General features: G+C 47.1%; 19 protein-coding genes and 1 riboswitch. Of the genes, 15 read left to right on the forward strand and 4 right to left on the reverse strand.

Features of this window, described 5'->3' with window-relative positions; all coding sequences use genetic code 11:
• Window positions 1–35 precede the first annotated feature (35 nt).
• The gene (hemQ, locus tag VJ374_RS01300; RefSeq protein WP_035411450.1) at window positions 36–812 is read right to left on the reverse strand and encodes a hydrogen peroxide-dependent heme synthase; all 777 of its coding nucleotides are present in this window, start codon (window positions 810–812) and stop codon (window positions 36–38) included.
• Between the two features lie 344 nt (window positions 813–1,156).
• Here hemQ and pta point away from each other — a divergent pair, with 344 nt between their 5' ends.
• The 15 genes from pta to VJ374_RS01375 all read left to right on the forward strand — a co-directional run bounded on the left by pta (window position 1,157) and on the right by VJ374_RS01375 (window position 19,235).
• A complete protein-coding gene (pta, locus tag VJ374_RS01305) occupies window positions 1,157–2,143 on the forward strand; it encodes a phosphate acetyltransferase (RefSeq protein WP_056064431.1) in 987 nt (328 codons plus the stop codon).
• Between the two features lie 70 nt (window positions 2,144–2,213).
• A riboswitch (purine riboswitch) is annotated at window positions 2,214–2,313 on the forward strand.
• 76 nt (window positions 2,314–2,389) lie between these two features.
• The gene (locus VJ374_RS01310) at window positions 2,390–2,974 is read left to right on the forward strand and encodes a xanthine phosphoribosyltransferase (RefSeq protein ID WP_035411444.1); all 585 of its coding nucleotides are present in this window, start codon (window positions 2,390–2,392) and stop codon (window positions 2,972–2,974) included.
• Window positions 2,971–4,272 (forward strand): nucleobase:cation symporter-2 family protein, encoded by a 1,302-nt coding sequence (locus VJ374_RS01315; RefSeq protein ID WP_056064425.1) that lies wholly within the window; start codon window positions 2,971–2,973, stop codon window positions 4,270–4,272. The genes VJ374_RS01310 and VJ374_RS01315 overlap by 4 nt, the downstream gene beginning before the upstream one ends.
• A gap of 220 nt (window positions 4,273–4,492) precedes the next feature.
• Window positions 4,493–5,869, forward strand: coding sequence for an amino acid permease (locus VJ374_RS01320; protein WP_056064422.1), 1,377 nt, complete (start codon window positions 4,493–4,495; stop codon window positions 5,867–5,869).
• Between the two features lie 294 nt (window positions 5,870–6,163).
• Window positions 6,164–7,015, forward strand: coding sequence for a BglG family transcription antiterminator LicT (licT, locus tag VJ374_RS01325; RefSeq protein WP_329469820.1), 852 nt, complete (start codon window positions 6,164–6,166; stop codon window positions 7,013–7,015).
• A 105-nt stretch (window positions 7,016–7,120) separates the two neighbouring features.
• Window positions 7,121–8,950, forward strand: a complete 1,830-nt coding sequence (locus tag VJ374_RS01330) for a beta-glucoside-specific PTS transporter subunit IIABC (RefSeq protein WP_035411432.1) — start codon at window positions 7,121–7,123, stop codon at window positions 8,948–8,950.
• A gap of 24 nt (window positions 8,951–8,974) precedes the next feature.
• The gene (locus VJ374_RS01335; protein WP_329469822.1) at window positions 8,975–10,420 is read left to right on the forward strand and encodes a glycoside hydrolase family 1 protein; all 1,446 of its coding nucleotides are present in this window, start codon (window positions 8,975–8,977) and stop codon (window positions 10,418–10,420) included.
• Between the two features lie 218 nt (window positions 10,421–10,638).
• Window positions 10,639–10,938: a rhodanese-like domain-containing protein gene (locus VJ374_RS01340; protein ID WP_023466762.1), complete on the forward strand. Its 300-nt coding sequence runs from the start codon at window positions 10,639–10,641 to the stop codon at window positions 10,936–10,938.
• Between the two features lie 153 nt (window positions 10,939–11,091).
• Window positions 11,092–13,071, forward strand: a complete 1,980-nt coding sequence (locus VJ374_RS01345) for a methyl-accepting chemotaxis protein (RefSeq protein WP_329469825.1) — start codon at window positions 11,092–11,094, stop codon at window positions 13,069–13,071.
• Window positions 13,072–13,239: 168 nt separating this feature from the next.
• Window positions 13,240–14,427, forward strand: coding sequence for a DUF2157 domain-containing protein (locus VJ374_RS01350; RefSeq protein WP_308102236.1), 1,188 nt, complete (start codon window positions 13,240–13,242; stop codon window positions 14,425–14,427).
• Window positions 14,424–14,867 (forward strand): GDYXXLXY domain-containing protein, encoded by a 444-nt coding sequence (locus VJ374_RS01355; RefSeq protein WP_329469827.1) that lies wholly within the window; start codon window positions 14,424–14,426, stop codon window positions 14,865–14,867. Before VJ374_RS01350 ends, VJ374_RS01355 begins: the two co-directional genes overlap by 4 nt.
• Window positions 14,868–15,240: 373 nt before the next feature.
• On the forward strand, window positions 15,241–16,098 hold the full coding sequence (locus tag VJ374_RS01360; protein ID WP_329469828.1) for an SAM hydrolase/SAM-dependent halogenase family protein: 858 nt from the start codon (window positions 15,241–15,243) through the stop codon (window positions 16,096–16,098).
• Entirely contained in the window at window positions 16,095–16,646 is a 552-nt protein-coding gene (locus tag VJ374_RS01365; RefSeq protein ID WP_056064409.1) for an ECF-type riboflavin transporter substrate-binding protein, read from the forward strand. Before VJ374_RS01360 ends, VJ374_RS01365 begins: the two co-directional genes overlap by 4 nt.
• Window positions 16,647–16,716: 70 nt before the next feature.
• Window positions 16,717–18,420: an energy-coupling factor transporter ATPase gene (locus VJ374_RS01370; RefSeq protein ID WP_290773747.1), complete on the forward strand. Its 1,704-nt coding sequence runs from the start codon at window positions 16,717–16,719 to the stop codon at window positions 18,418–18,420.
• Window positions 18,411–19,235 carry an energy-coupling factor transporter transmembrane component T family protein gene (locus VJ374_RS01375; protein ID WP_056064403.1) on the forward strand — a complete coding sequence of 275 codons (825 nt, stop codon included), beginning with the start codon at window positions 18,411–18,413 and terminating at the stop codon, window positions 19,233–19,235. Before VJ374_RS01370 ends, VJ374_RS01375 begins: the two co-directional genes overlap by 10 nt.
• Before the next feature lie 61 nt (window positions 19,236–19,296).
• Here the strand turns inward: VJ374_RS01375 and VJ374_RS01380 are convergent, their stop codons facing one another.
• From VJ374_RS01380 to VJ374_RS01390, 3 genes are all read right to left on the reverse strand, one after another.
• Window positions 19,297–21,090 carry a carbon starvation CstA family protein gene (locus VJ374_RS01380; RefSeq protein ID WP_035411402.1) on the reverse strand — a complete coding sequence of 598 codons (1,794 nt, stop codon included), beginning with the start codon at window positions 21,088–21,090 and terminating at the stop codon, window positions 19,297–19,299.
• A 139-nt stretch (window positions 21,091–21,229) separates the two neighbouring features.
• Window positions 21,230–21,925 (reverse strand): LytR/AlgR family response regulator transcription factor, encoded by a 696-nt coding sequence (locus VJ374_RS01385; RefSeq protein WP_035411399.1) that lies wholly within the window; start codon window positions 21,923–21,925, stop codon window positions 21,230–21,232.
• On the reverse strand, window positions 21,906–23,672 hold the full coding sequence (locus VJ374_RS01390) for a LytS/YhcK type 5TM receptor domain-containing protein (RefSeq protein ID WP_290748314.1): 1,767 nt from the start codon (window positions 23,670–23,672) through the stop codon (window positions 21,906–21,908). Before VJ374_RS01390 ends, VJ374_RS01385 begins: the two co-directional genes overlap by 20 nt.
• Window positions 23,673–23,703: the final 31 nt, after the last annotated feature.

Here is a 23,703-nt window from a genome sequence, read left to right on the forward strand (position 1 = left end):
CCATGAGATATTTCAATCAAACGTCATTCAACACATTAAAGTGCAAAATGAGTATTTAATTGTTCACTTTCGAGACGGTTACCGATGAAGAATTCACCGAACTCGCCATATTTCGCGCTGACTTCATCAAAACGCATTTCGTAGACGATTTTCTTGAACTGAAGAATGTCATCTGAGAAGAGCGTAACGCCCCATTCCCAATCGTCAAATCCAGTTGATCCACCGATGATTTGCTGAATCTTCCCAGCGTAACTCCGACCGATCATACCGTGACGATACATGAGCTCTTTTCGTTTCTCCATTGAGAGTGTATACCAGTTATCGCCATCGCGACGTGACTTGCTCATTGGATAGAAGCAGATGTGCTTCGCTTGTGGCAGGATCGGATAGAGGCGGTCACGCACATATGGATTCTCGTATGGGTTTCCTTCGCCTGAACCACGGTACGTACCAAGTTCGACGACAGAGACATAAGAATATGTTGGAACCAAATAATCATATAGATCGAGTTTCTGCATCTTGACTTCGACGTCTTGGATTTGTTCCATCGTAGGACGAAGAACCATCAAGACGAGATCTGCTTTTTGACCAATGATCGTATAAAGTGCGTGGCTTCCGTCTTTAGCTTCTTCCACACCAGAAAGCTCTGCGAGGAAGGCTTGGAACTCTTCAATCATGCGCGCGCGCTCTGTCGCGTCGACTTGTTTTAAGCGTGACCAATCGATCCGGCGAAAATCATGTAATGTATACCAGCCGTCGAGTGTTTCAGCGGCTTGTTGCGTAGCAGTCGGTTCAGATGTTTGGTGTTGCATGAGATGACCTCCTGAGTCTGAAATAAATTGTCTTTTTCCATATCCTATCTTATCACATTCTATTAAAAGGCTTCGTCTTAAAAGGTTTTGTCCATGAGATCGTAACACATGAAAAAAGCAGAGAGTGGGTAAAAGGGATAGGGGGTCCTGTTTTTCTCGAAAACGGCTTCTGTACTATTTTATAAAAAAGCTGTAGTAGTCGATGAATATGGCTTCAGTGCTTTTGTTAGATAACTTTTTTGCAAATTGTTTTAACAACGATTGAGAACTGTGTATAATAAACGGTGGAAAAGAAAATGGATCAAATCGACGTCGTCGTGTTTACCTAAAAAGGAGAGAAACTCATGCAATTATTCGATATGTTAGAACAAAAGATTAAAGCGCACCAACCGAAAATCGTCTTCCCAGAAGGAATTGACGCGCGTGTTCTCGGCGCAGCTGTCCGTTTGAAGAAAGACGGTCTTGTCACACCGGTCGTCATCGGACCGCGTGCACAAATTGAAGAAACAGCAACAGCGAACGGCATCGATGTAACTGGACTTGATACAATTGATCCTGCTTCTTACGCTGGCATTGATGAGCTCGTCGCATCGTTCGTTGAGCGTCGTAAAGGGAAAGCAACAGAAGAACAAGCACGTGCTGTCATCTTAAAAGATGTGAACACGTTCGGTACAATGCTTGTTCACACTGGACAAGCAGAAGGTCTCGTATCGGGTGCGATGCACGCGACAGGTGATACAGTTCGCCCGGCACTTCAAATCATCAAAATGCAAGAAGGCTATAAAAAAACATCTGGCGTCTTCATCATGGTTCGTGACGATGAGCAATACGTCTTCGCAGACTGCGCGATCAACATCGCACCGGATGCGAACGATCTAGCAGAGAACGCGATCGCATCTGCGAAAACAGCGAAAACATTCGGGATCGATCCGAAAGTCGCATTGCTCAGCTTCTCAACAAAAGGTTCAGCAAAATCACCAGAGACAGAGCGTGTCGTTGAAGCAACGCGTATCGCAAAAGAACGCGCACCAGAACTTGCGATCGATGGCGAACTTCAATTTGATGCTGCTTTCGTTCCAAGTGTCGCAAAATCAAAAGCACCAGAATCAGATGTCGCGGGTCAAGCGAACGTCTTCATCTTTCCAAGTCTTGAAGCTGGAAACATTGGCTACAAAATCGCACAACGTCTTGGTGGCTTCGAAGCAATCGGTCCGATCCTTCAAGGTTTGAACAAACCGGTCAACGATCTTTCACGCGGTTGTAACGAAGAAGATGTCTACAAACTCGCGATCATCACGGCGGCACAAGCGGTCGAAGAACGCCAAGCCTAAGCACAGTGTGAAAAAGTCTTTACTTTTTCGCTAAACCCCGTACAATGGTACACATCACGAAAATCACGAAACGTAAACGTATAGCAACGCTCGTATAATAGTGGGAATTGGCCCACGAGTCTCTACCGGATCGCCGTAACGATCCGACTACGGGTGGTGAGTTACTGCTCTCTTTTTTGGCGTACAGTGGCTGCCCCCGGGTAGCGGCTGTACGTTTTTTCGTTTTTTAAAGAGGAGAATGCATGTATGAAACGTCTACACGACATGATTAATCAAGAGGGAATCGTCTTATCGGATCAAGTATTGAAAGTGGATGCTTTTTTAAATCATCAGGTTGATCCGACGTTGATGTGGGAAATCGCCTATGAGTTCATGGAACGCTTTCAAGATGCTGGCATCACGCGGATTTTGACAATCGAAGCGGGAGGTATTGCCCCGGCAATGATGACAGCACTTCGTCTTGGCGTACCAATGGTCTATGCTCGTAAGACGAAATCGGTCACATTGAACGAAGGAACGATTTCAGCTGAAGTTTTCTCATTTACGAAACAACAGACGAATACAATCACGGTCGCAGAGAAATACCTGCAACCGGGTGAACGTGTTCTGATCATTGATGACTTCCTCGCAAACGGAGAAGCAGCATTTGGTCTCGCTCGTCTCGTTGAACAGGCAGGGGCAGAAGTCGCTGGATTTGGAATCGTCATTGAAAAGTCGTTCCAACCGGGACGTCAAAAACTGATCGAAGCTGGATTCCGTGTCGAGTCACTCGCGCGTGTCGAGTCATTGAAGGACGGAAAAGCGACATTCGTCGACTCGGTGACCGTATGAGACTATCAAACTTCAAAGCAGCCAGTCTCGGACTTCAGCATGTGCTTGCGATGTACACGGGAGCAGCTGTTGTTCCACTGATCGTCGGGAGTGCGATCGGATTGTCAGGAGAAGAACTTGCTTATTTAGTGGCGATTGATCTTTTCATGTGTGGCGTTGCGACCTTATTACAAGTACTCGTCACGAAATACACAGGTGTTGGTCTTCCAGTCGTACTTGGTTGTACCTTTACAGCAGTCGGTCCAATGATTGCGATTGGAAGTCTTCAAGGCATTACAGCGATTTACGGTGCTTTGATTGCCAGTGGGCTGATCATTCTCGTCATTTCAGGTTGGTTTAGTAAGATCGCGGTCCTGTTCCCACCGGTTGTCCTTGGTTCCGTCGTGACGATCATCGGGATTTCCTTGATTCCGGCTGCGATCAACGATATCGGAGGCGGACAGGGAGCGAAAGACTTTGGTGACTTACGTTACCTCGGACTCGCCGGATTAACGATCGTCTTGATTTTAATCTTGAATCGCTACGGTACGGTCTTCTCAAAAGCGGCAGCTGTCTTAATTGCTGTGATGATCAGTACACTCGTTGCATTTGGCATGGGAATGATCGACTTCAGTCCGGTGGCAGAAGCATCATGGTTCCAAATGGTGACACCATTTTACTTCGGTGTACCGACATTCAATGCAACTGCCATCTTGACAATGACGCTCGTTGGTCTCGTCTCGATGGTTGAATCGACAGGTGTGTTCTTGACACTTGGTGAAATCACGGACCGTCGTTTGACGGATAAGGATCTAGCGCGTGGTTACCGAGCAGAGGGTGTCGCGACGATCGTTGGTGGTATCTTCAATAGTTTCCCTTACACGACCTATAGCCAAAACGTCGGTCTAGTTCAGTTGACTGGCGTAAAGACACGCAAAGTCATTTTATTTGCGGGTGGATTTTTGATCTTGCTCGGTTTCTTACCAAAAGTAGCGACGTTTACGACATTGATTCCAAAACCTGTTCTTGGTGGAGCGATGTTGATCATGTTCGGAACGGTCGCGGCAAGCGGGATCCGTATCCTCTCACGGGTCGATTTTTCGAAGAACGAGCACGTCATCACGGTGGCACTCGCGCTCGGAATTGGTCTAGGAATTAGCATGAATCCTGAAATCGTAGCAGGTCTCCCATCACAAATTCGCGTTTTGACGGATAGCCCGATCGTCGCTGGTTCACTAACAGCATTACTATTGAACGGGATCTTCCGATTGACCGGGAAGTCCGAAACAGCAGATGTGCCACTTGCTAAAGTTGAATAACAATTGTAACTTTCCGAAAGGAGCTATCCTGTATACTACATAGTAGCAGGTAGTTCCTTTTTTATACTGCTAACGTAATCAGAATATTCCGAGTATGTGGATTTAGTGAAAAATATACATTGAAAACGTTTACAAAATCGACACATCTTCTTTATACTGACAACGTAGCGGTACGGGGAACTGCTAAGAAACAAACAGAGACTGGAAGGACGTCGTAAAAATGAAACAACAGACAGAGTTGAATCGGGGACTGGAAGAACGTCACATTACACTCATGTCGCTGGGGGCGGCAATCGGTGTTGGACTCTTCCTCGGATCAGCGAAAGCGATCCAATTGGCAGGTCCAGGGATCTTACTTGGTTATCTTATCGGTGGTGTCATCATTTTCATTATCATGCGAGCACTTGGGGAGCTTGCAGTGCGGGAGCCGATCGCTGGTAGTTTTGCGGAATATGCCCGAAAGTATGTCAGTCCATTAGCTGGTTTTTTAACGGGTTGGAATTATTGGTTACTCTGGATTTTTACGTGTATGGCGGAAATCACAGCAGTCGGTATTTACATGAAAGTATGGTTCCCGGATTCCCAGGGGTGGGTATGGGCGCTAGCAGCACTTGTCTTGATGACAAGCATCAACTTCATTGCTGTTAAATTTTATGGTGAATTCGAATTTTGGTTTGCGTTGATTAAAATCGTCGCGATCGTCGCCATGATCATCTTAGGAACTTTGACGATCGTCATTGGTCTTGGAAACGGCGGCACACCGGTTGGGATTTCGAACCTTTGGTCACATGGTGGATTCCTGCCGAACGGATTCGGTGGAGTACTCCTTGCCATGCAGATGGTCATGTTTGCCTTCTTAGGAATTGAAGTGATTGGGGTCACAGCAGGGGAAGCGAAGAACCCGAAAAAAACGATTCGAAAAGCTGTTAACAACGTCTTCCTTCGAATCTTAGTATTCTACATCGGGGCGCTCTTCGTCATTTTATCGATTTATCCATGGGATCAAGTCGGTGCGAACAACAGCAGTCCGTTCGTATTATTATTTGATTCACTTGGCATTCCGGCAGCAGCCGGCATCATTAACTTCGTTGTCTTAACGGCAGCACTCTCGTCATGTAACTCGGGTATCTTCTCGACAGCCCGGATGATGATGAACTTATCCGAGAACAGTGAAGCACCACGTCGTTTCTCGAAAATCTCGAAAAACGGTGTTCCGGCACTGGCGACGATTCTTTCAGGTGTCGCATTGCTCGTCGGTGTCGCTTTGAACTATTTCTTACCGGAAGACGTCTTTGCGATCGTTACGAGTATTGCGACGTTTGGCGCCGTCTGGACGTGGGCAATGATTCTAATCGCTCAGATGCGAGCACGGAAAGTACACGGTTCAGCAGAATTTGGTGTTCCGTTCTTCCCGATTGCGAACTATATCGCCCTCGCGGCGCTTGCCGGTGTCATCGTCTTGATGGCATTTGACGCAAGTACACGGATCGCTCTGGTCGTTGGACCACTCTGGTATGCGATTCTGATTGCTGTCTATTATGCACGGGGAATGCATAAGGAGACACGTCAGTCGACGCGTCAGGCATCAGGAGAATAAGCGTATAGATGAATGGAATGGAAACGAGATACGAGATGATCTCGATAAACTGAGTCCGGTAAATACTGGACTCAGTTTTTTAGCATTAAAATATATTTTGAAAGCGCTTCATAAATGAGTTGACGCCACACTGATTCCGTCGTATTCTAATAGGGAAAAGAATAAACCATTCAGGATTGTTACTGCAAAAGCAGGCAAAACCTAAATTGATATCTGTTGCGTGTTGCGGCGATGGATATGAATTTAGGTTTTTTCTTTTCAATTCGATGCTCAAGGGTGGAGGTGAAAGATTCCATGCAGATCGTGAAAGTGTTTAATAATAACGTGGTGGCGATTGAATCGAATGGGCAAGAACACGTCGTCATGGGGCGAGGAATCGCGTTTCAAAAACGAATGGGTGATGTGATTGACGAATCACGGATTGAAAAAACCTTTACGCTCGAGAGTAAAGAGAGTCGAGAACGATTTATCGATTTTTTAAATGAGATGCCACAAGCTGAAATCGAAACAGTCAAGGAAATCGTTAAGATGGCAGAAGCGAGGCTCAACAAATCGCTTCATGACACGATTTACGTAACGCTAGCCGACCACATTCATTATGCGCTATCACGATATGCGGAGGGAATTGTGATTCGAAATCCGCTCGTCTGGGAAGTCAAACGATTTTATGGTCCGGAATTTGCCGCTGGAAAAGAGGCAGTTCGACTCGTCAATGAACGGCATGCAGTTCACTTGGAAGAAGAAGAAGCGGTCTCGATTGCGTTGCACTTCGTCAATGCGTCGATGTCTGGAGTCAAGGGGGAGAGCCTGCATATCGTTACGGAAATGACGAAAGCGACACAGGCGATCATGACGATCATCACGTATCACTTCCAAGTAGAATTGGATGAGGAATCTCACGCATACGCTCGCTTTTTAACGCATTTGAAATTTTTTGTACAACGGATTGTTTCAAAAACGATGCTAAAAGTTGGTGGAGACGAGGAATTATATGAAATGGTCAAATCGCGTTATCCACTCGCATTTAATTGCGTCGAGAAAATTGCTAATTTGATTACAGGCAAGTATGACTATGAAGTATCGAAAGATGAGCGACTCTATTTAATGATTCATATCGAAAATTTGATGAAACAGAATCAATCCTAAGGATGGTTACCGCATCGACGGGCCAAACCTAAATGATTGCAGGTGTTTTTCCACTTGCCGTCGTTTAGGTTTTTTTATTCCAAAAATACGAATGGAGTGAGTCATATGGGGAAGTATCAAGCTCTTGCGCAAGACATTGTGCGTTTGGTTGGTGGCGAAGACAACGTCAAAACAGTCTTCCACTGCGCAACCCGGTTACGCTTCAAATTAAAAGACGAACAACAGGCAGATGCTGAAGCGCTAAAACAAGTCGATGGTGTTATTACTGTCGTAAAGAGTGGTGGTCAGTTTCAGGTCGTCATTGGCAACCACGTCGGTGATGTCTACAACGAACTAAACGGCATTGGTCAGGAGACGTCGGAAGAAGCAGAAAAAACGAGTTTATTTAACCGTTTCATCGATACGATTGCCGGCATCTTCACACCAATCCTTGGTCCGATGGCAGGAAGCGGCCTATTAAAAGGCTTACTTGCAATCCTTGTAGCGACGGGGCTGTTGACACCGACGATGGGGACGTACATCGTTTTAAATGCAACTGCGGACGCTTTGTTTTACTTCCTACCGGTCGTTCTCGGTCATTCAGCAGCGAAAAAGTTCGGTGGTAATCCATATATCGGGATGATTATCGGAGGAGCGTTAGTTTATCCGTCGATTGTCGCCTTGCAGGCTTCTGGTGATAGCTTAACGTTCTTGACGATTCCGGTCGTCCTGATGAGTTACGCTTCGTCCGTCATTCCGATCATCTTGGCAACATTCGTTTCATCAAAACTTGAAAAGTTTTTCAATCGTCATTCGCATGAAGCAGTCAAAAACTTCACGACACCGATGCTCGTCATCATGTTGGTTGTCCCGCTGACTTTCCTTGCGATTGGTCCGCTTGCAACGTATGCCAGCCAAGGACTGGCAGCTGGTTACTCGTTCATCTATAACTTAAGTCCAGTCATTGCGATTGCTTTCATCGGTGCGTTTTGGCAAATCTTCGTCATGTTCGGTCTGCACTGGGGACTCGTACCAATCATTATCAATAACTTGTCTGTCAATGGATTTGATACCATCACAGTCGGTGTATTAATGGCAACTTTTGGTCAAGTGGGTGCGGTTTTCGCGATCACAATGCGAGCGAAGGATCCAAAAATCAAAGGACTTGGTACTTCTTCGACGATTGCCGGTATCTTTGGTATTACGGAACCCGCGATGTATGGTTTGACACTACCACGTAAAAAGCCATTCATCTTCGGTGTTGTTGGTGGTGCCGTAGGCGGATTAGTAGGTGGTGCGCTGGGAACAGCTTCCTATGCACTTGGTGGACTTGGAATTTTCGGGGTACCTGTCATGATTCCGCAAGATGGTATCAACCTCTCATTCTGGGGAGCACTTATCGGACTAGCTGTTGCTACAATAGTCTCGTTTGGATTGACATATTTCTTTGCACGTGACAAGCAACAAATCACGGAAGAAGTACCGACGATTAGTGAACAAGTAGGTTTACCAGTACTTGCGCCGGTCAAAGGGCAAATTATTTCGTTGGATGAAGTGAACGATACCGTCTTTTCAAGCGGTGCGATGGGGAAAGGACTCGCGATCATTCCGGATGAAGGTGTCGTCTACGCACCATTTGACGGAGAAGTCGTGACCGTCTATCCGTCAAAACATGCGATTGGTTTGCGATCTGACACCGGTGTTGAGATTTTAGTTCATATCGGTCTTGATACGGTTCAGTTGAACGGTCAATACTTCGAGTCGCTCGTTGAGAGTGGGAAGGCGATTAAGGTGGGAGATCCACTGATTCGCTTCGATATTGAACGAATCAAACAGGCAGGTTATGACGTTATTACACCAGTCATCGTCACGAATACGGCAAGTTATCTCGATGTATTGCCGACGTATCAAGGTACAGTCGAACCGTCGCGTGATGTTTTGCGTATCTTAGTCTAAACCAAATTAGAGGAGGAATTTTTCATGAAACAGATCAAATCCGATTTTTTATGGGGTGGCGCAACAGCGGCCAATCAACTAGAGGGTGCGTATGCGACAGATGGAAAAGGATTATCAATTGCTGACGTCATGCCAGGCGGAAAACATCGAATGAACGTCATCCACGATCCGCGATTCGATTTTGAATTGAAAGAAGAATACACGTATCCGAATCATGACGGAATCGATTTTTACCAGCATTATAAAGAAGATATCGCTTTGTTCGCTGAAATGGGTTTCAAGACATACCGGATGTCGATTGCTTGGAGTCGAATCTTCCCGAACGGGGATGAGACAGAACCGAATGAAGCAGGATTGCAGTTCTACGATAATGTCTTTGACGAGTTGTTGAAATATGGTATCGAGCCGCTCGTGACGATTTCGCATTACGAACTACCGCTTCATCTAGCAAAAGAATACGGAGGATGGCGTGATCGCCGACTCGTAACGTTTTTTGAACGATACAGCCGGGTATTATTTGAACGCTATCAAGGGAAAGTCAAGTACTGGTTAACGTTTAATGAAATCAATGGTGCCCAGTTCATGCCGATGCTCAGTCTTGGGATGGCAGTGCGTGAAGACGAAAACATGTTACAGTCGACATACCAAGGTCTACATCATCAATTCGTCGCAAGTAGTCTAGCAACGAAAGCGGCTCGCCAAATCGATCCATCGATGCAAATCGGATGTATGCTGATCGCTGCACCCGTATATGCGTACAGTTCGAATCCGGTCGATGTTCAGTTTGCGCTAGAGGAAGAACGGATGATGAACTATTTCTGCGGGGACGTCCATGTCCGTGGTGCTTATCCGGCATTTGCTGACCGTTTCTTTGCAGAAAACGGAATCGAGCTAGCGATCGAAGACGGTGATCTTGATCTGTTACGCGACTATACGGTCGACTTCTTCTCGCTCAGTTATTATATGTCGCGGACGGAAAAAGCAGAAAAAGATGGAGACGAAGCAGGCGGAAATATCATGAGCGGGGTCAAGAATCCGTATCTGAAAGCGAGTGATTGGGGCTGGGAAATCGACCCGGATGGCTTACGTATCATCTTAAATAAATTGTATGATCGTTATCAGGTTCCGTTGTTCATTGTCGAAAATGGACTTGGTGCTTACGACGAAGTGGAGCCGGATGGTACGATTCATGACTCTTACCGGATTGCGTATCTTGAAGGTCACTTAAAGGCCATGATGGAGGCGATTCAAGACGGCGTTGAGATGATGGGGTATACGAGCTGGGGTTGTATCGATCTTGTCAGTGCGTCGACTGGTGAATACAGTAAACGATACGGTTTCATTTACGTTGATAAACACGATGATGGTTCGGGAACACTTGCCCGTTCACGGAAAGATTCATTCTATTGGTACAAAGAGATCATTGCTACGAATGGTGCTGCATTAACGCAGACTTCCATCTCAAAATAAAAAGATAAAGCCCTAAAAGCGGACTAGAAGCGTCTGCTTTTAGGGCTTTAATATGTAATGTGGAATTGAACTTAAATGAATCTATATCTTTGTTGTCGATCTCCGAACCATTTGGATTCTGCTTTATAAAATAAGAGGATTCCTATAATACGGTTTCGTTTTGTTTTAACGATAGATTTGCTACACTTACGACAGAACCATACAGGAGGTCATACGAGATGAAAACGATTCATGTAGATGAATTACAAGAGCGATTAGAGGCAGGTGAGGCGTTGCATGTCGTCGACGTCCGTGAGCAGGATGAATACGATGCAGGACATATTCCGAACGTCCGCTTCCTTCCGATGTCTGAGATCGGCGAACGCTATACGGAATTGCAAGAAGGCGAAACCTACTACTTGATCTGTAAAGCGGGTGCGCGGAGCGAAAACGTCGGTCGTTTCCTCGAGCAATATGGATACGACATCGTCAACGTCGAAGGCGGTATGATGAACTGGAAGGGCGATCAAGAAGCATAAGGTAAGCGTTACCAAGGAAGACGACTCGAACTGAGTCGTCTTTTTTCATGTGAACTAGTACACGTTTATCGATTTTTCTATGAACATTTTTCGTTATTCTTCCGATAGAGAAGGTAGAATAGCGAGTCCTTGCACTCGAGAATGGAGTGACACATGGAACAAAAGATCAAACGAACAATGAGCATCAAACAAAAATTAATCGTGACATCCATTCTACTTTTGATGATTCCTGCATTAGTAATCGGCTTTGTCGCATATGACCTCGCGAAACAAAAGATGACGGAACAGATTCTTCAATCTGCTCATAGTGGAGTCGACCGGATGAATGATGAGATTCAAAACATCATTGATCCGATGCGGCGCGATGTCGCCTTTTTTGCGGACCGAATTGACGGAACGCTCTATCAAAAAGGAAAACAAAATGCTGCGTTAAAGGAAAAAATGACTGAATATCTCGATATGCATCCGCAGGCGGCGAACATCTATTTCGCGACGACGGACGGGGATATGAATATTTTCCCGGAACAGGTCATGCCAGATGATTATGATCCACGGGAACGCTCGTGGTATCAATCGGCAGAAGCAGCAGGTGGCAAGGTCGTCATCACGGATCCGTACGTCGATGCTGCCTCGAACAAGATGATGGTCACGCTCTCGCAGACGACTGGTAACGGAAAAGGTGTCGTGGCGATTGATGTCGATGTCGACCGGATCGCGGAAATCGCGAAAAAGATCAAAATCGGAAAAGAAGGATACGTAATGATTCTTGATTCTACGAAAAAAATCGTTACGCATCCGACATTAAAACCAGGTGAGAAAGCGACAGGCAAATGGGTGTCATCACTTTACGCTAACCCAGCAGGGCAATTTGGCTATGAGTTTGAAAACAAAGGCAAACAGATGGACTTCATGACGAACGACCTGACGAAGTGGAAGGTTGCCGGAACACTGTACGATCATGAAATCACGGATGCGACATCGAGTATTCTTTGGACGACGCTTGTTGTCATCGGCGGGATGTTGCTCGTCGCAGCCATCTTCATCTACTTCATTCTTCGCTCGATTCTTCGCCCACTCGGTCATTTAACACGTGGAGCAGAACGGATTCAATCTGGTGATTTGACGGAGCCCGTCATCGTTGAATCAAATGATGAAGTGGGGAAAGTGGCGCAAAGCTTTAACGTCATGGTTGACTCACTCCGTTCGATCATCATTAATCTCGATCAGTCGATTACACAAGTAGCTGGCTCTTCTCAGGAATTGATGGCGAACTCAGCTCAGACGACATCGGCATCGGAACAGATCGCGGGATCGATTCAACAGGTCGCAGCAGGGGCGGATCAATCGAAACGCCAACTCGATGCGAATGCTGTTTCGCTCCAATCGATTACAGCAGGCATCATGCGAATCGCTGAGAGCTCAACCGATGTCTCGGAATTGTCACGTTCAACGGCAACAGAAGCCGAGAATGGAACAGTTGCTGTGCTGAAGAACGTTGAGCAGATGAAAGAAATCGATGCTTCTGTTCAGAACTTCGGTGGTGTCATCAGCTCACTCGCCCATCGTTCGAATGAAATCGGAAAAATCGTCGATGTCATCAACGGTATCGCTGAGCAAACGAACTTGTTAGCACTGAACGCAGCGATCGAAGCAGCACGCGCAGGCGAAAATGGAAAAGGATTCGCTGTCGTCGCGAGTGAAGTGCGTAAACTAGCAGAGCAATCACAGGATTCAACGAAACAGATTGCACAGCTGATTCAAAACATTAAACAGGAGACGGATCAGTCGGTCACGATGATGAAGGAAGTCTCAGGACAGACGAAAGCCGGTTTGTCGACGACAGAAGCATCAGCAGAGCGTTTCCAAAAGATTCTCGAACGAACGCAGGAAATGACGCCACGGATCGAAGACGTGACGGCGACTGTCGAAGAAATTGCAGCGAACGTCCAAGAAGTATCTGCGTCAGCGACGGAAATCGCACATATCGCGCAAGAGAATTCGTCCGCTTCGAAACAAGTCGCAGCGACGACGGAAGAACAGTTGAGTGCGATGGAAGAGATTTCGCAATCCGCCAAAGTATTATCCGATATGGCGGAAGAACTACAGGTACTCGTTGCCCGTTTCCGTGTTTAAATGATCAAATCAAAAAAAGGCAAGGAAGCCCGTCTTCCTTGCTTTTTTGTCTGTCAACATTCGGTGACAAACGGAACAAATAGCTTATAATCCCTGTGAATCCGGGCTTGAGACAGTGTTAAATCGGGAATTTAATTAGTATCTAACACTTCGAAGGAGGTGGGTACGGTGAAGCAGTTTCGTAAAATAAGAGAGTGGCAAGATGCAGGTCTTTTGGATGAAGCAACTGTTGAACGAATTCTGAACTATGAAAATCAACGTTCAACAAAACAACGTCTGCCTTTGTTATTAATCATTGGAGGTACCTTCGTCGTATTGGCTGTATTCAGCTTTTTGGCTGCTAATTGGCAAGCGATGCCAGTCGGCTGGAAAATCGGACTCGTCGTAGTACTCATGTGGAGCTGTTACATCGTGGCAGATCTTTCGGAACGTCGTCATATTCTTCATCCGATTGTCTTTCGAATCGGTGGAATCCTAGCATTTGGTGCCTCAATTCTCGTCGTGGTTCAAAGTTTTCATTTGCCGATGGAAGGATCATTACTCGGTTGGTGTGTGTTTGTCGCCGCGTTAGTACATTATGTACTTTGGCGTCATGAGGCATACGGTGTCGTCGCCTTTCTTTCCGGATGGACGATCTTCACGAGTCTTGGGGGATTTGGTCAGGAGCAGGCGAGTTATCTTGACTGGACGTCCTTTAGTCTTATGATTATACTTTCGTTCAGCTGGTTTTACTTCAGTCAACAGCTGCCGTCGCTTTTATTTAGCTGGCTGTTTCTTTTTTTCAGCGGTCTATCCTTGTTTCTCCTCGTATCATATGACGGATTCCTGTGGCCGATTTGGACGCTATTTTTGCTTGTTCCAGTTCTCTGGCTTGTTCGTGAGGAATCCAATCGCCGTATCGTCGAGATGGTCTATCTGGTCGTCGCTGCTATCAGTTCGATCATCTATTTATCCGTTCGTGCGGAATCAAACGTCGTATTACCCTCCGTGACAGAAGCGGTACTGTTAGCTATCGTCTCCACCGGTCTAGGAATCTTTCTCTATCAAAAACGTCGTGGATTGTTGTTCATCGTACCGCTTGGATTCGTCGGAGTACTCTGGATTGATGAACAGGCAATTCTACTTGCCATTCTCTTTGAATTATCCGCGCTACTGTATCTGTTATATCAAGAACGCCGTCATGCAGTCGTCTGGCCAGCCTTTCTCTATTTCATTCTCGTTCAAATTGCGATATATGTCATATATGCATGGGATCGTTTAAACATGTCCTTATTTTTCCTCATTGGTGCGCTACTCATCTTCTTATTGTCCGGTGTCTTATGGTGGTTACGCCGTAAAGGAGGTGTGGCGTCATGAAGCGTTATCTGATACCAGTATTGCAGACATGCGCCGTCGGTCTGTTGATCGTCAGCTTTTTTGCGACCTCCTGGTTCGGGACATCGTACCGTTTTCGGGCAGAACCGTTTGATCCGTTTGATCCCGTTTACGGCGAATACGTGATGCTTCAGTACCCAGATTTAAAACCTGGTCCGAGGATTCAAAACGGACGTGTCTATGTCAGCTTCAAGACGGATGCTTCCGGTTATGCTCAAATCGATCGGATTTCGAATGAACGATTCTTCGGAAGTATCGCCGGCGATTATTACGAGCAATATGTATCGATTCCGCAGTTGACGCAGTATTATGTCGAACAGGGAAGCGGAAAACAATACGAAAAAGCAAAAGCACTGGAAGTCCGAGCGGATGTGTCACCATGGGGAACGATCCGGACGACGAATTTAAAGATTTCTGAGTAAAAAACCTTGCGCCAGGAATAAAACGGTTGTACTATTAATTTAAATTTTCAGACAACTGAATCTGCATGTGTAGATGGGAAGAGTAAAGTGATTGGAAATCGATAGAGAGTCTCTGTTGCTGGAAATGAGACGATTTCGATACTTGAAGATGGTCCCGGAGCAGTCGGAAGAACGTGAACCGTGTTCATCAGTAGAACCGACCGGTAGGAAGGATACCGTTAGCATTCCATGGAGTCTCGTACTCCTAGAGGTGGCTGAGCGTGAGTTGAGTCATGAACGAAGGTGGTACCACGTGATCAGACATCACGTCCTGAGAAATAAGGGCGTGGTGTCTTTTTTTGTGGAGACGTTCCCGCAGGAGGAGGATGACGAGATGGCAGAAGCATTGGTATTGCAATCAGACTTTGGCGTGAGTGATGGGGCAGTGAGTGCGATGTATGGGGTGGCCCATAGCATCAATCCGGAGATTCGGATTTTTGATTTAACGCATGACATTCCGCCATTCCACATTTGGGAAGCGTCCTATCGGTTACTGCAGACGGTGCCGTACTGGACGGAGCAAACGGTGTTCGTTTCTATCGTCGATCCGGGTGTCGGGTCGAGGCGAAAGAGTGTCGTCGCGCGAACACGGACCAATCAATACATCATTACACCGGATAATGGGACGTTGACGCATCTTTGGCAAGCCGGATACATTGCGGAAGTGAGACAACTCGATGATCGCCGGCATCGTCTGCCTCGGATGGGAGAATCGTACACGTTTCACGGACGAGATATCTTTGCCTTCACGGGTGCGCGATTATCGAGCCACGTCATCACGTTCGAAGAGATGGGACCGCTTTTACCTACTGAAGAACTCGTCTTACTCGACCGGACACCTGCCTCGTCGTCGGATATCGGTGTCACGGGTATCGTCGAGATTCTCGATGTCCGCTTCGGAAACGTCTGGACGAACATTCCCGTCGCACTCGTCCGTCAGACAGGTCTCGATATCGGGAGCCACGTCAAGGTAAGGGTTTCGTACCGAGACCGGATCGTCTACGAACAAACACTGCTCTTCGGTCATTCGTTCGCAGATGTGCCGGTCGGTTCAGGAGTTGTCTACATCAATTCGCTGGATCAGATTGCTCTTGCCTTGAATCAAGGTTCGTTTGCACATGCATTTGAAGTTGGAATCGGAAATGATTGGAGTGTTAGCGTACAACACATTAAAGGAGGAGATCGAACATGAAAGGATTTACGACAAAACAAATCGTCGCAACTGGGATCGGAGCAGCTGTATTCATCATTTTAAGTCGATTCGCTGCGATTCCGACAGGCGTACCGAACACGTCAATCGAGACAGCCTATGCATTTCTCGCATTCATGGCGGTCTTGTTCGGACCGGTTACAGCCGGCTTGATCGGTCTGATCGGTCATGGCTTAAAAGATGCGATTTTATACGGTTCCCCGTGGTGGAGTTGGGTCATCGTCTCCGGGTTCGTCGGGTTTGGTATCGGATTGATTGCTAACCGAATTCGTTTAGAAGAAGGCGGATTGACGACTCGTAAAATCGTTTTATTCAACGCCACACAAGCCATCGTGCAAGCGATTGGTTGGATCATCATCGCACCTGTACTCGATATTTTAATTTACACGGAGCCGGCGAATAAAGTCTTCGTTCAAGGTGCGGTCGCTGCGACATCAAACATCTTGACAGTCGGTGTCATCGGAACGTTATTACTCGTCACGTATGCCAAAACAAGAAGTAAAGCAGGCAGCTTGAAACGCGAAGTTTGACCGAATGAGCTATGATCCTGTGCGAAGAAACGGCAGGGACATAGCTCATTTAGCTTGGGGGGAGAAAGACATGACAAACGTGATTGAATTTCAGGATTTTTCATTTACATATCGGAGTCAGTCGGAACCGACACTCCGGCAGATTCAGTTAACGATTCAAGCAGGCGAACGCATCTTAATTGTTGGACCTTCGGGTTCAGGAAAAAGTACGCTTGCTCAGTGCATCAATGGGTTGATTCCATTCTCGTACCCGGGAACGTGGAAAGGACAGGTTCTGATCAAAGGGCAGGATGCCCGGACGTTATCGTTATTTGATCGTTCGCTGCATATTGGCACGGTGTTACAGGATCCAGATGCGCAGTTCGTTGGTTTATCGGTTGGCGAAGACATTGCCTTTGCGCTCGAGAACAAACAGACAGGGCGACCGGAAATGCACGAGATCGTCGAACGCGTCGCACGGATGACGGACGTCGAGACGCTTTTGCAAGCGCGATTAAATGATTTATCAGGAGGTCAGCGACAACGGGCGGCATTGGCTGGAGTTCTCGTCGAAGATGCGGATATCTTATTGTTTGATGAACCACTCGCAAATCTCGATCCGGTAGCGGGTCAAGAAGCGATGATGTTAATGGATCGACTGCAACGCGATACGAACCGAACACTGATCGTCGTTGAACACCGAATCGAGGATGTACTGGTCATTCCATTTGATCGCATCATCGTCATGGTCGACGGAGAAATTATCGCCGATCATCATCCTGACGTCATCTTAAGTAACGGAAAACTGCAACAAGCAATATTGCGTGAACCCCTCTATGTCAGTGCCGCACGCTGGGCTGGCATGACCGTGGAGTCTGTAGATCAGCCGAGCCGCATCGATCCTTTTTTAGAGCAGTTCAACCAGAAAGACGTGTTAGAACGTTTAGAAGAAGCTCCTCAAAAAGAGGCTGCAATCTCTGATTCATTGCTTGAACTTGAGCAGTTGGCGTTTCATTATCATCAAGGAACGCCAGTGCTTGAAGATGTGACGGCGACTTTTCAAAAAGGAACACTGACAACGATCGTCGGTCAGAATGGTGCAGGGAAATCAACGCTTGCGAAAGTGTTGAGTGGTTATCAACGGTCAACGAGTGGCCGAATCCTACTTAACGGGACCGACATTACGCACCAACCGATCGCCGAGCGGGCAGGGTCAATCGGATTCGTCCTGCAAAATCCGAATCATATGATTTCGAAGCACCTCGTGCAGGAGGAAATTCGCTACGGGATGCAGACACTCGGATTGAGTGAAGCGGAAGAAAACGAGCGTCTCGAGCAGACGTTACGTCGCTGCGGATTATATCCGTTTCGCAATTGGCCGATCCAAGCACTAAGTTTTGGTCAGAAGAAACGGGTGACGATTGCTTCGATTCTCGTTCGACGACCGGATATCTTGATTCTCGATGAACCGACAGCTGGTCAAGATTACCGGCATTATTCGGATATGATGGGCTTTTTAGAAGGATTGAAACAAGAGGGGATGACGTTACTCATCATCACGCATGATATGCATCTCGTCTTAGAGTACAGCGATCAAGTCTGCCTGGTGCAAGCTGGACGCATCCGTTACGCCGGAACGTCATTTGGACTGCTAAATCAAGAACAGTTGCTGCATCATGCCCATTTAAAGCAAACATCGCTCTTTACGATAGCGAAACATCTCGACATCGATGCGGAACGATTCGTCGAGTCCGTGATTACGGCGGAGCGAAAGGAGCGGGAACAATGGCTGTAGAAATGCTTGGCTATATTGAAAAAGCGTCACCGATTCATCGATTGACGGGAACGACGAAACTGATCGGATTCTTGTTATTTACGACAGCAACGATGTTTACCTATGATACGCGTGTCTTACTTGTTCTTGGTTTAGTCAGCATCGTGTTATTCCGATTGTCACGTATTCAGTTTCGGGAAGTCCGATTCGTTTTGATCTTTACAGCAATATTTGTCCTGATTAATGCACTCGCCGTTTATCTATTCGAACCAGAGCAGGGCGTTGAAATCTACGGTTCGCGTCACGTTTTATTTGAAGGCGTTGGTCGCTTTACGATAACATCAGAACAATTGTTTTATCTGTTTAATCTCATCTTAAAATACAGTGTGATCGTTCCGATTGCTGTGTTGTTTCTCGTCACGACCCATCCGACAGAATTCGCGTCCTCGTTGAACCGGATTGGTGTACCGTATAAAATCGCCTTCGCTGTCTCATTAGCGCTCCGTTACATTCCAGACGTACAAGCGGACTTTCGGACGATTGCGAACGCTCAGGAAGCGCGGGGAATTGCCGTCTCGCATGGTTCGCTTTGGCAACGGGCGCGTAATAGCATCCAGATTTTACTTCCGTTGCTGTTTACGAGTCTCGAACGAATTGAAACCGTCAGCAATGCGATGGATCTCCGTGGATTTGGTGCGGGACGAAAGCGGACGTGGTACAACCAACAGACGATGACACGCATCGATTATGTCGCCATCAGTTGTGTAGTACTTTTGACAATTTTCTCGTTTGTCGTCACTTTCCATGACGGCAATCGATTTTATAATCCGTTCTAAGCATGAGATACGAAAAAGGCAGTGGATGCGTCCACTGCCTTTTATCATATAACTAATCCGCTTACGCAGAACGTTTTTGATTTTCCCAACGTGGTGAGTTCAATAGTTCAATCCATTTCTTGACGGCTGAGATCGTAATGACGATCGCGAGCAGTCCCATCGTTACGGATAAGACGGTATTCAAGACGCTAAATCCTGGAGAATCTGGATTTGCATAAACGTTTGCGACCATCCAGATATCAGCAAATGTTACTGTGATCAGGAGGTAGACGAGCGGGATGAACGTCGTCAGGGCATAGACTTTTTTATCGGCGATTTTCAAGATGATCGTCGTTCCGATGATCAAGCCGATTGAAGCCATCAGCTGATTTGATACCCCGAATAATGCCCAAATCGAACCGATGTCACCTGAGAACAGGAGATAGCCCCAGAAGAACGTACCGAGTGCTGAAGCAAAGATTGCACCTGGAATCCAGTCGACGCGTTTGAGTGGTTTATAGAATTCACCGAAGAAATCTTGAATCAAGTAACGGGCGACACGTGTTCCTGCGTCGATTGCAGTTAAAATGAAGACCGCTTCGAACAGAATGACGAATTGGAAGAAGAAACCGGCAATCTCTTTGAACCATGGGATGGCGCGGAAGATGAACGTCATACCGACGGCGAGTGAAACGGCACCACCCGTTCGACCTGCAAGGTCGAGTCCGATTTCACGAGATAAATCATCCAAGTAGACCGTGCTCATACCTAGAGTTGCGAATACTTCTGGTGTTGAGTTGATGGCAAAGTAATCACCGACTTCAAGAGATGTCGCAGCAATCAATGCCATGACGGCAACAAGACATTCAACAAGCATGGCACCAAAAGCAACCGGTTTGATGTCACTCCACCGATTGATCATCTTCGGTGTCGTACCAGAACCAACGAAAGCGTGGAAACCAGAGATTGCACCACAGGCAATCGTGATCGAGATGAATGGCCAGACTGGACCAGCGATGATTGGACCACCGCCATCAACGAACTTCGTGAATGCTGGGAATCGAATGTCCGGGTTGATGATGAAGACACCAACGATTAAGGCAAGGAAAACACCGATCTTCATGAAACTTGATAGATAGTCGCGTGGTGCGAGCAAGAGCCATACAGGCAGTGCCGCAGCGAAGAATGCATAAATCGGTAGAGCGATTGCGAGCTGACGAGAGGACAGGTCGAACCAGTCACCGATGAATGTTTCCGTCAACTGAGGACCAAAACCAATCGCAGCTAAGATGAGTAGAAAACCGACTGTTGAAGCAAGGGCTAGGTTACCACCTTTACGTAAGTAAATCCCAACGAGCATCGCGATCGGAATCGTCGAGAAGACAGCGAATGTGCCCCATGGATTATGTTCAAGTGCGTGCAGGACGACCATCGATAGTCCCGCCATCGTAATCGTGATGATGAAGAGCATCGCAAGACCGGCACAAAAACCAGCGACGGGACCTAATTCTTTTTTAGCGACTTCGGACAACGATTGACCATCTTGACGCATCGAGGCAAACAGGACGACCATATCATGGACCGCTCCCCCGATGACGGCACCGATCAAGAGCCACAGTAAGCCGGGTAGGTAGCCGAACTGAGCAGCAAGGACAGGTCCGACGAGTGGACCAGCAGCAGCGATTGCCGCAAAATGGTGTCCGAATGAGACCCATTTGTTCGTTGGAACGTAATCTTTTCCGTCCGCTAGTTTATGAGCAGGCGTTTCGCGATCATCTTTGATTTTTAAGACTTTCGCAGCCATGAATGTACCGTAGAGACGATACGCGATTAATAAGATACAGATGACAGCAATGACGATGGGAGTAGCGCTCATCTAAAATTCCTCCTCTTGAATGAACTATGATGGATTTAGTATACAAGTTGTGGAAGCGCTTTCTTTAATTTTTAGATGAGTTGTCGATTTTGTACGACGAAAGGTTGAAAAAGGACCTTGAATCACAAAAAAGAAGCACTCAAATACCGAGCGCTTCTTTCAATAGTTTGACATACGTCCGACTGACCGGCACATCGATTTGGTGAATCTTTAAGTTGTAAGCCCCGTTAAACCAAGGTTCAATCGCGTCAATCGCTGATAAGTTCACGAGATACGAGCGATGAACCCGTAAAAACCGATGATCTTGAAGCTTTCGTTCAAGTTCGAGTAAGGTCTCGTTTGAAGGATACGCTTCATGTTCCGTTACGATTTTCGTTTTCCCGTTTTCAGCGACGATGTAATCAATATCTTGCGGAGATAAGAGTTTGAGTCGATCTCCCGTTTCGACAGCTAAACGTTCAAGTCGAGGTGCTTTTTTCGGAAGCGGTCGTGCGACTTTTTCGATGGCGCGCACGATCCGTGCCGGATCATACGGTTTCAAGATGTAGTCATAGGCATTGAGTTCAAAGGCTTCAAGTGCATGAGCATCATATGCCGTTACAAACAAAAGAGCCGGAGGACGTGGCATCGACTTCAATCGTTTGGCGACTTCAAGACCGCTTCCGTCCGTCAGCTCGATATCAAGAAAGACTAAGTCGGGTTGAAGGGAGCGGACGAGTCGTTCCGCTTCTTCGACACTACCGGTTTCTCCGACGACTTCAAGACCGGCTGCGGTCACGTGATAACGGAGCTCGTCACGTGCGAGCGGTTCATCTTCAATCAACAAGGTGCGCATGCTGGTTCTCCTTTCTGACTTCAATGGGAAGGCGAATTGTAATCGTCGTTCCGTTTTGACCGTCACTCGTGATCGTAAACTGTCCTTTTTCACCGTACAGGCTTCGAATCCGTTCTGCCGTATTGAATAACGCGGTACCGGTACCAGAAGATGGAACGACTTCTCGACCGAGACGAGCAAGGCGAGAGGCTTCAATCCCGCGTCCGTTATCGACGACTTCGAGGTAAAGTTGATCTGCCTCACACCATGCCGTCACCCCGACATATCCCGTCTGCTCATTCAAAAAAGCATGAAGGAACGCATTCTCGATCAACGGTTGTAAGATAAACGGTGGAACGAGTAAAGACGTCGTCTCTTCCGCTAAATCGATATCGAGGAACGGTCGATTTGGAAAACGAGCAGCTTCAAGGGATGTATACGCTTCGATATGCTCGAGTTCCTTTTGGAGCGGAATTTTCGTCGAGCGTGCTCCTTGGAGGTTACTACGGAAAAACGTTGATAATTCGAGCAACAATGTCCGTGCCTGTTCGACATCCGTTCGGCACAGTGCATAAATCGTATTGATGGCATTGAACAGGAAGTGTGGATGAATTTGTGCTTCGAGTGCCCGGATCTCGGCATCCTTCAGTAAATCAGCTTGGCGCTGTGCGTTCCCGAGTGCCAGTTGTGTAGAAAACAGTTTTGCTAATCCTTCAATGAGTTCGACTTCCACGGCGTCGAGCAATTCGGCGTGGGGATAGTAGACTTTTAACGTCCCGATCGTCGTTTCCCCGACGATGAGCGGAGCGATGATGCCCGCTTGAAGTGGGCAATCCGTTACGGGACAGCCGATATCGAGTCGTTCCGTCACAAGACGAACTTGTCCATCCTGTAAGACATGTTCGGTTGGTTTTGTCGTCCAGTGACTACCTGCTTGATGGTGATCACTTCCGATGCCAAGGTGAGCAAGGATAACGGATTGATCCGTCAAAGAGACGGCTTCGGCTCGTGTTTGCTGCAACAGAATTTCCGCGACAGCTTCTGCCGTATGGATATGTAGACCACGCGTCAGGTGCGGAAGCGTCAAATCGGCGATATGCAACGACCGTTCTGCTTCTCGTGCACGGACGGTTTCTTCTTCTCGCGCAGCAAGGCGGATGATCGATAAAAATAACCAGACGCCAAGGACGTTAATGAGTGTCATCGGCAAGAAGATAAACTGGACGAGTTCAACAGCCGCGTCAAAGGGGCGGGCGAACAGTAAAATCAATGACATTTCAAATAGCATCAAAAAAGCGGTCAGACAAACAGGTAACAATGCTTGGCTGCCGAGTCGGTCACGCCAGTAAGGGCGAAGTAATCCACTGACACCACCGGCAATGACGGTCGAAAGCGTACAAGCAAATGCTGTGAACCCGCCGAGGGAATACCGATGAATCCCGACGATCAGTCCAGTCATCAATCCACCAAGCGGACCAGCGAGTAACCCACTGATGACAACGATCATCGTTCGTGTATTCGCGATTGCCGATGTTCCGTCGACCTCTTCGAGCCAAGCATGGGGCAAGAATTCTGCTAAGTCGACTTTGACCCCTGTATAGTTACTTAAGATCCCATACGTCGCAAAAAACAGGACGAGGACACGGAATTGCCAACCTGCTTCCGGTTGACGCAACAAGCGTCGCGTTGGTCCCCACTGGGCGAGGATGAACGCTAAGATGATCATGATACCAAGTCGCTCGAGTAAAAAAGGAATCAGTTCCAACATATGTATTCCTCCATTCGAGTTAAGTGTAAAC

This window comes from Exiguobacterium sp. 9-2 (assembly GCF_036287235.1).
In the GTDB taxonomy this organism is placed as follows: domain Bacteria; phylum Bacillota; class Bacilli; order Exiguobacteriales; family Exiguobacteriaceae; genus Exiguobacterium_A.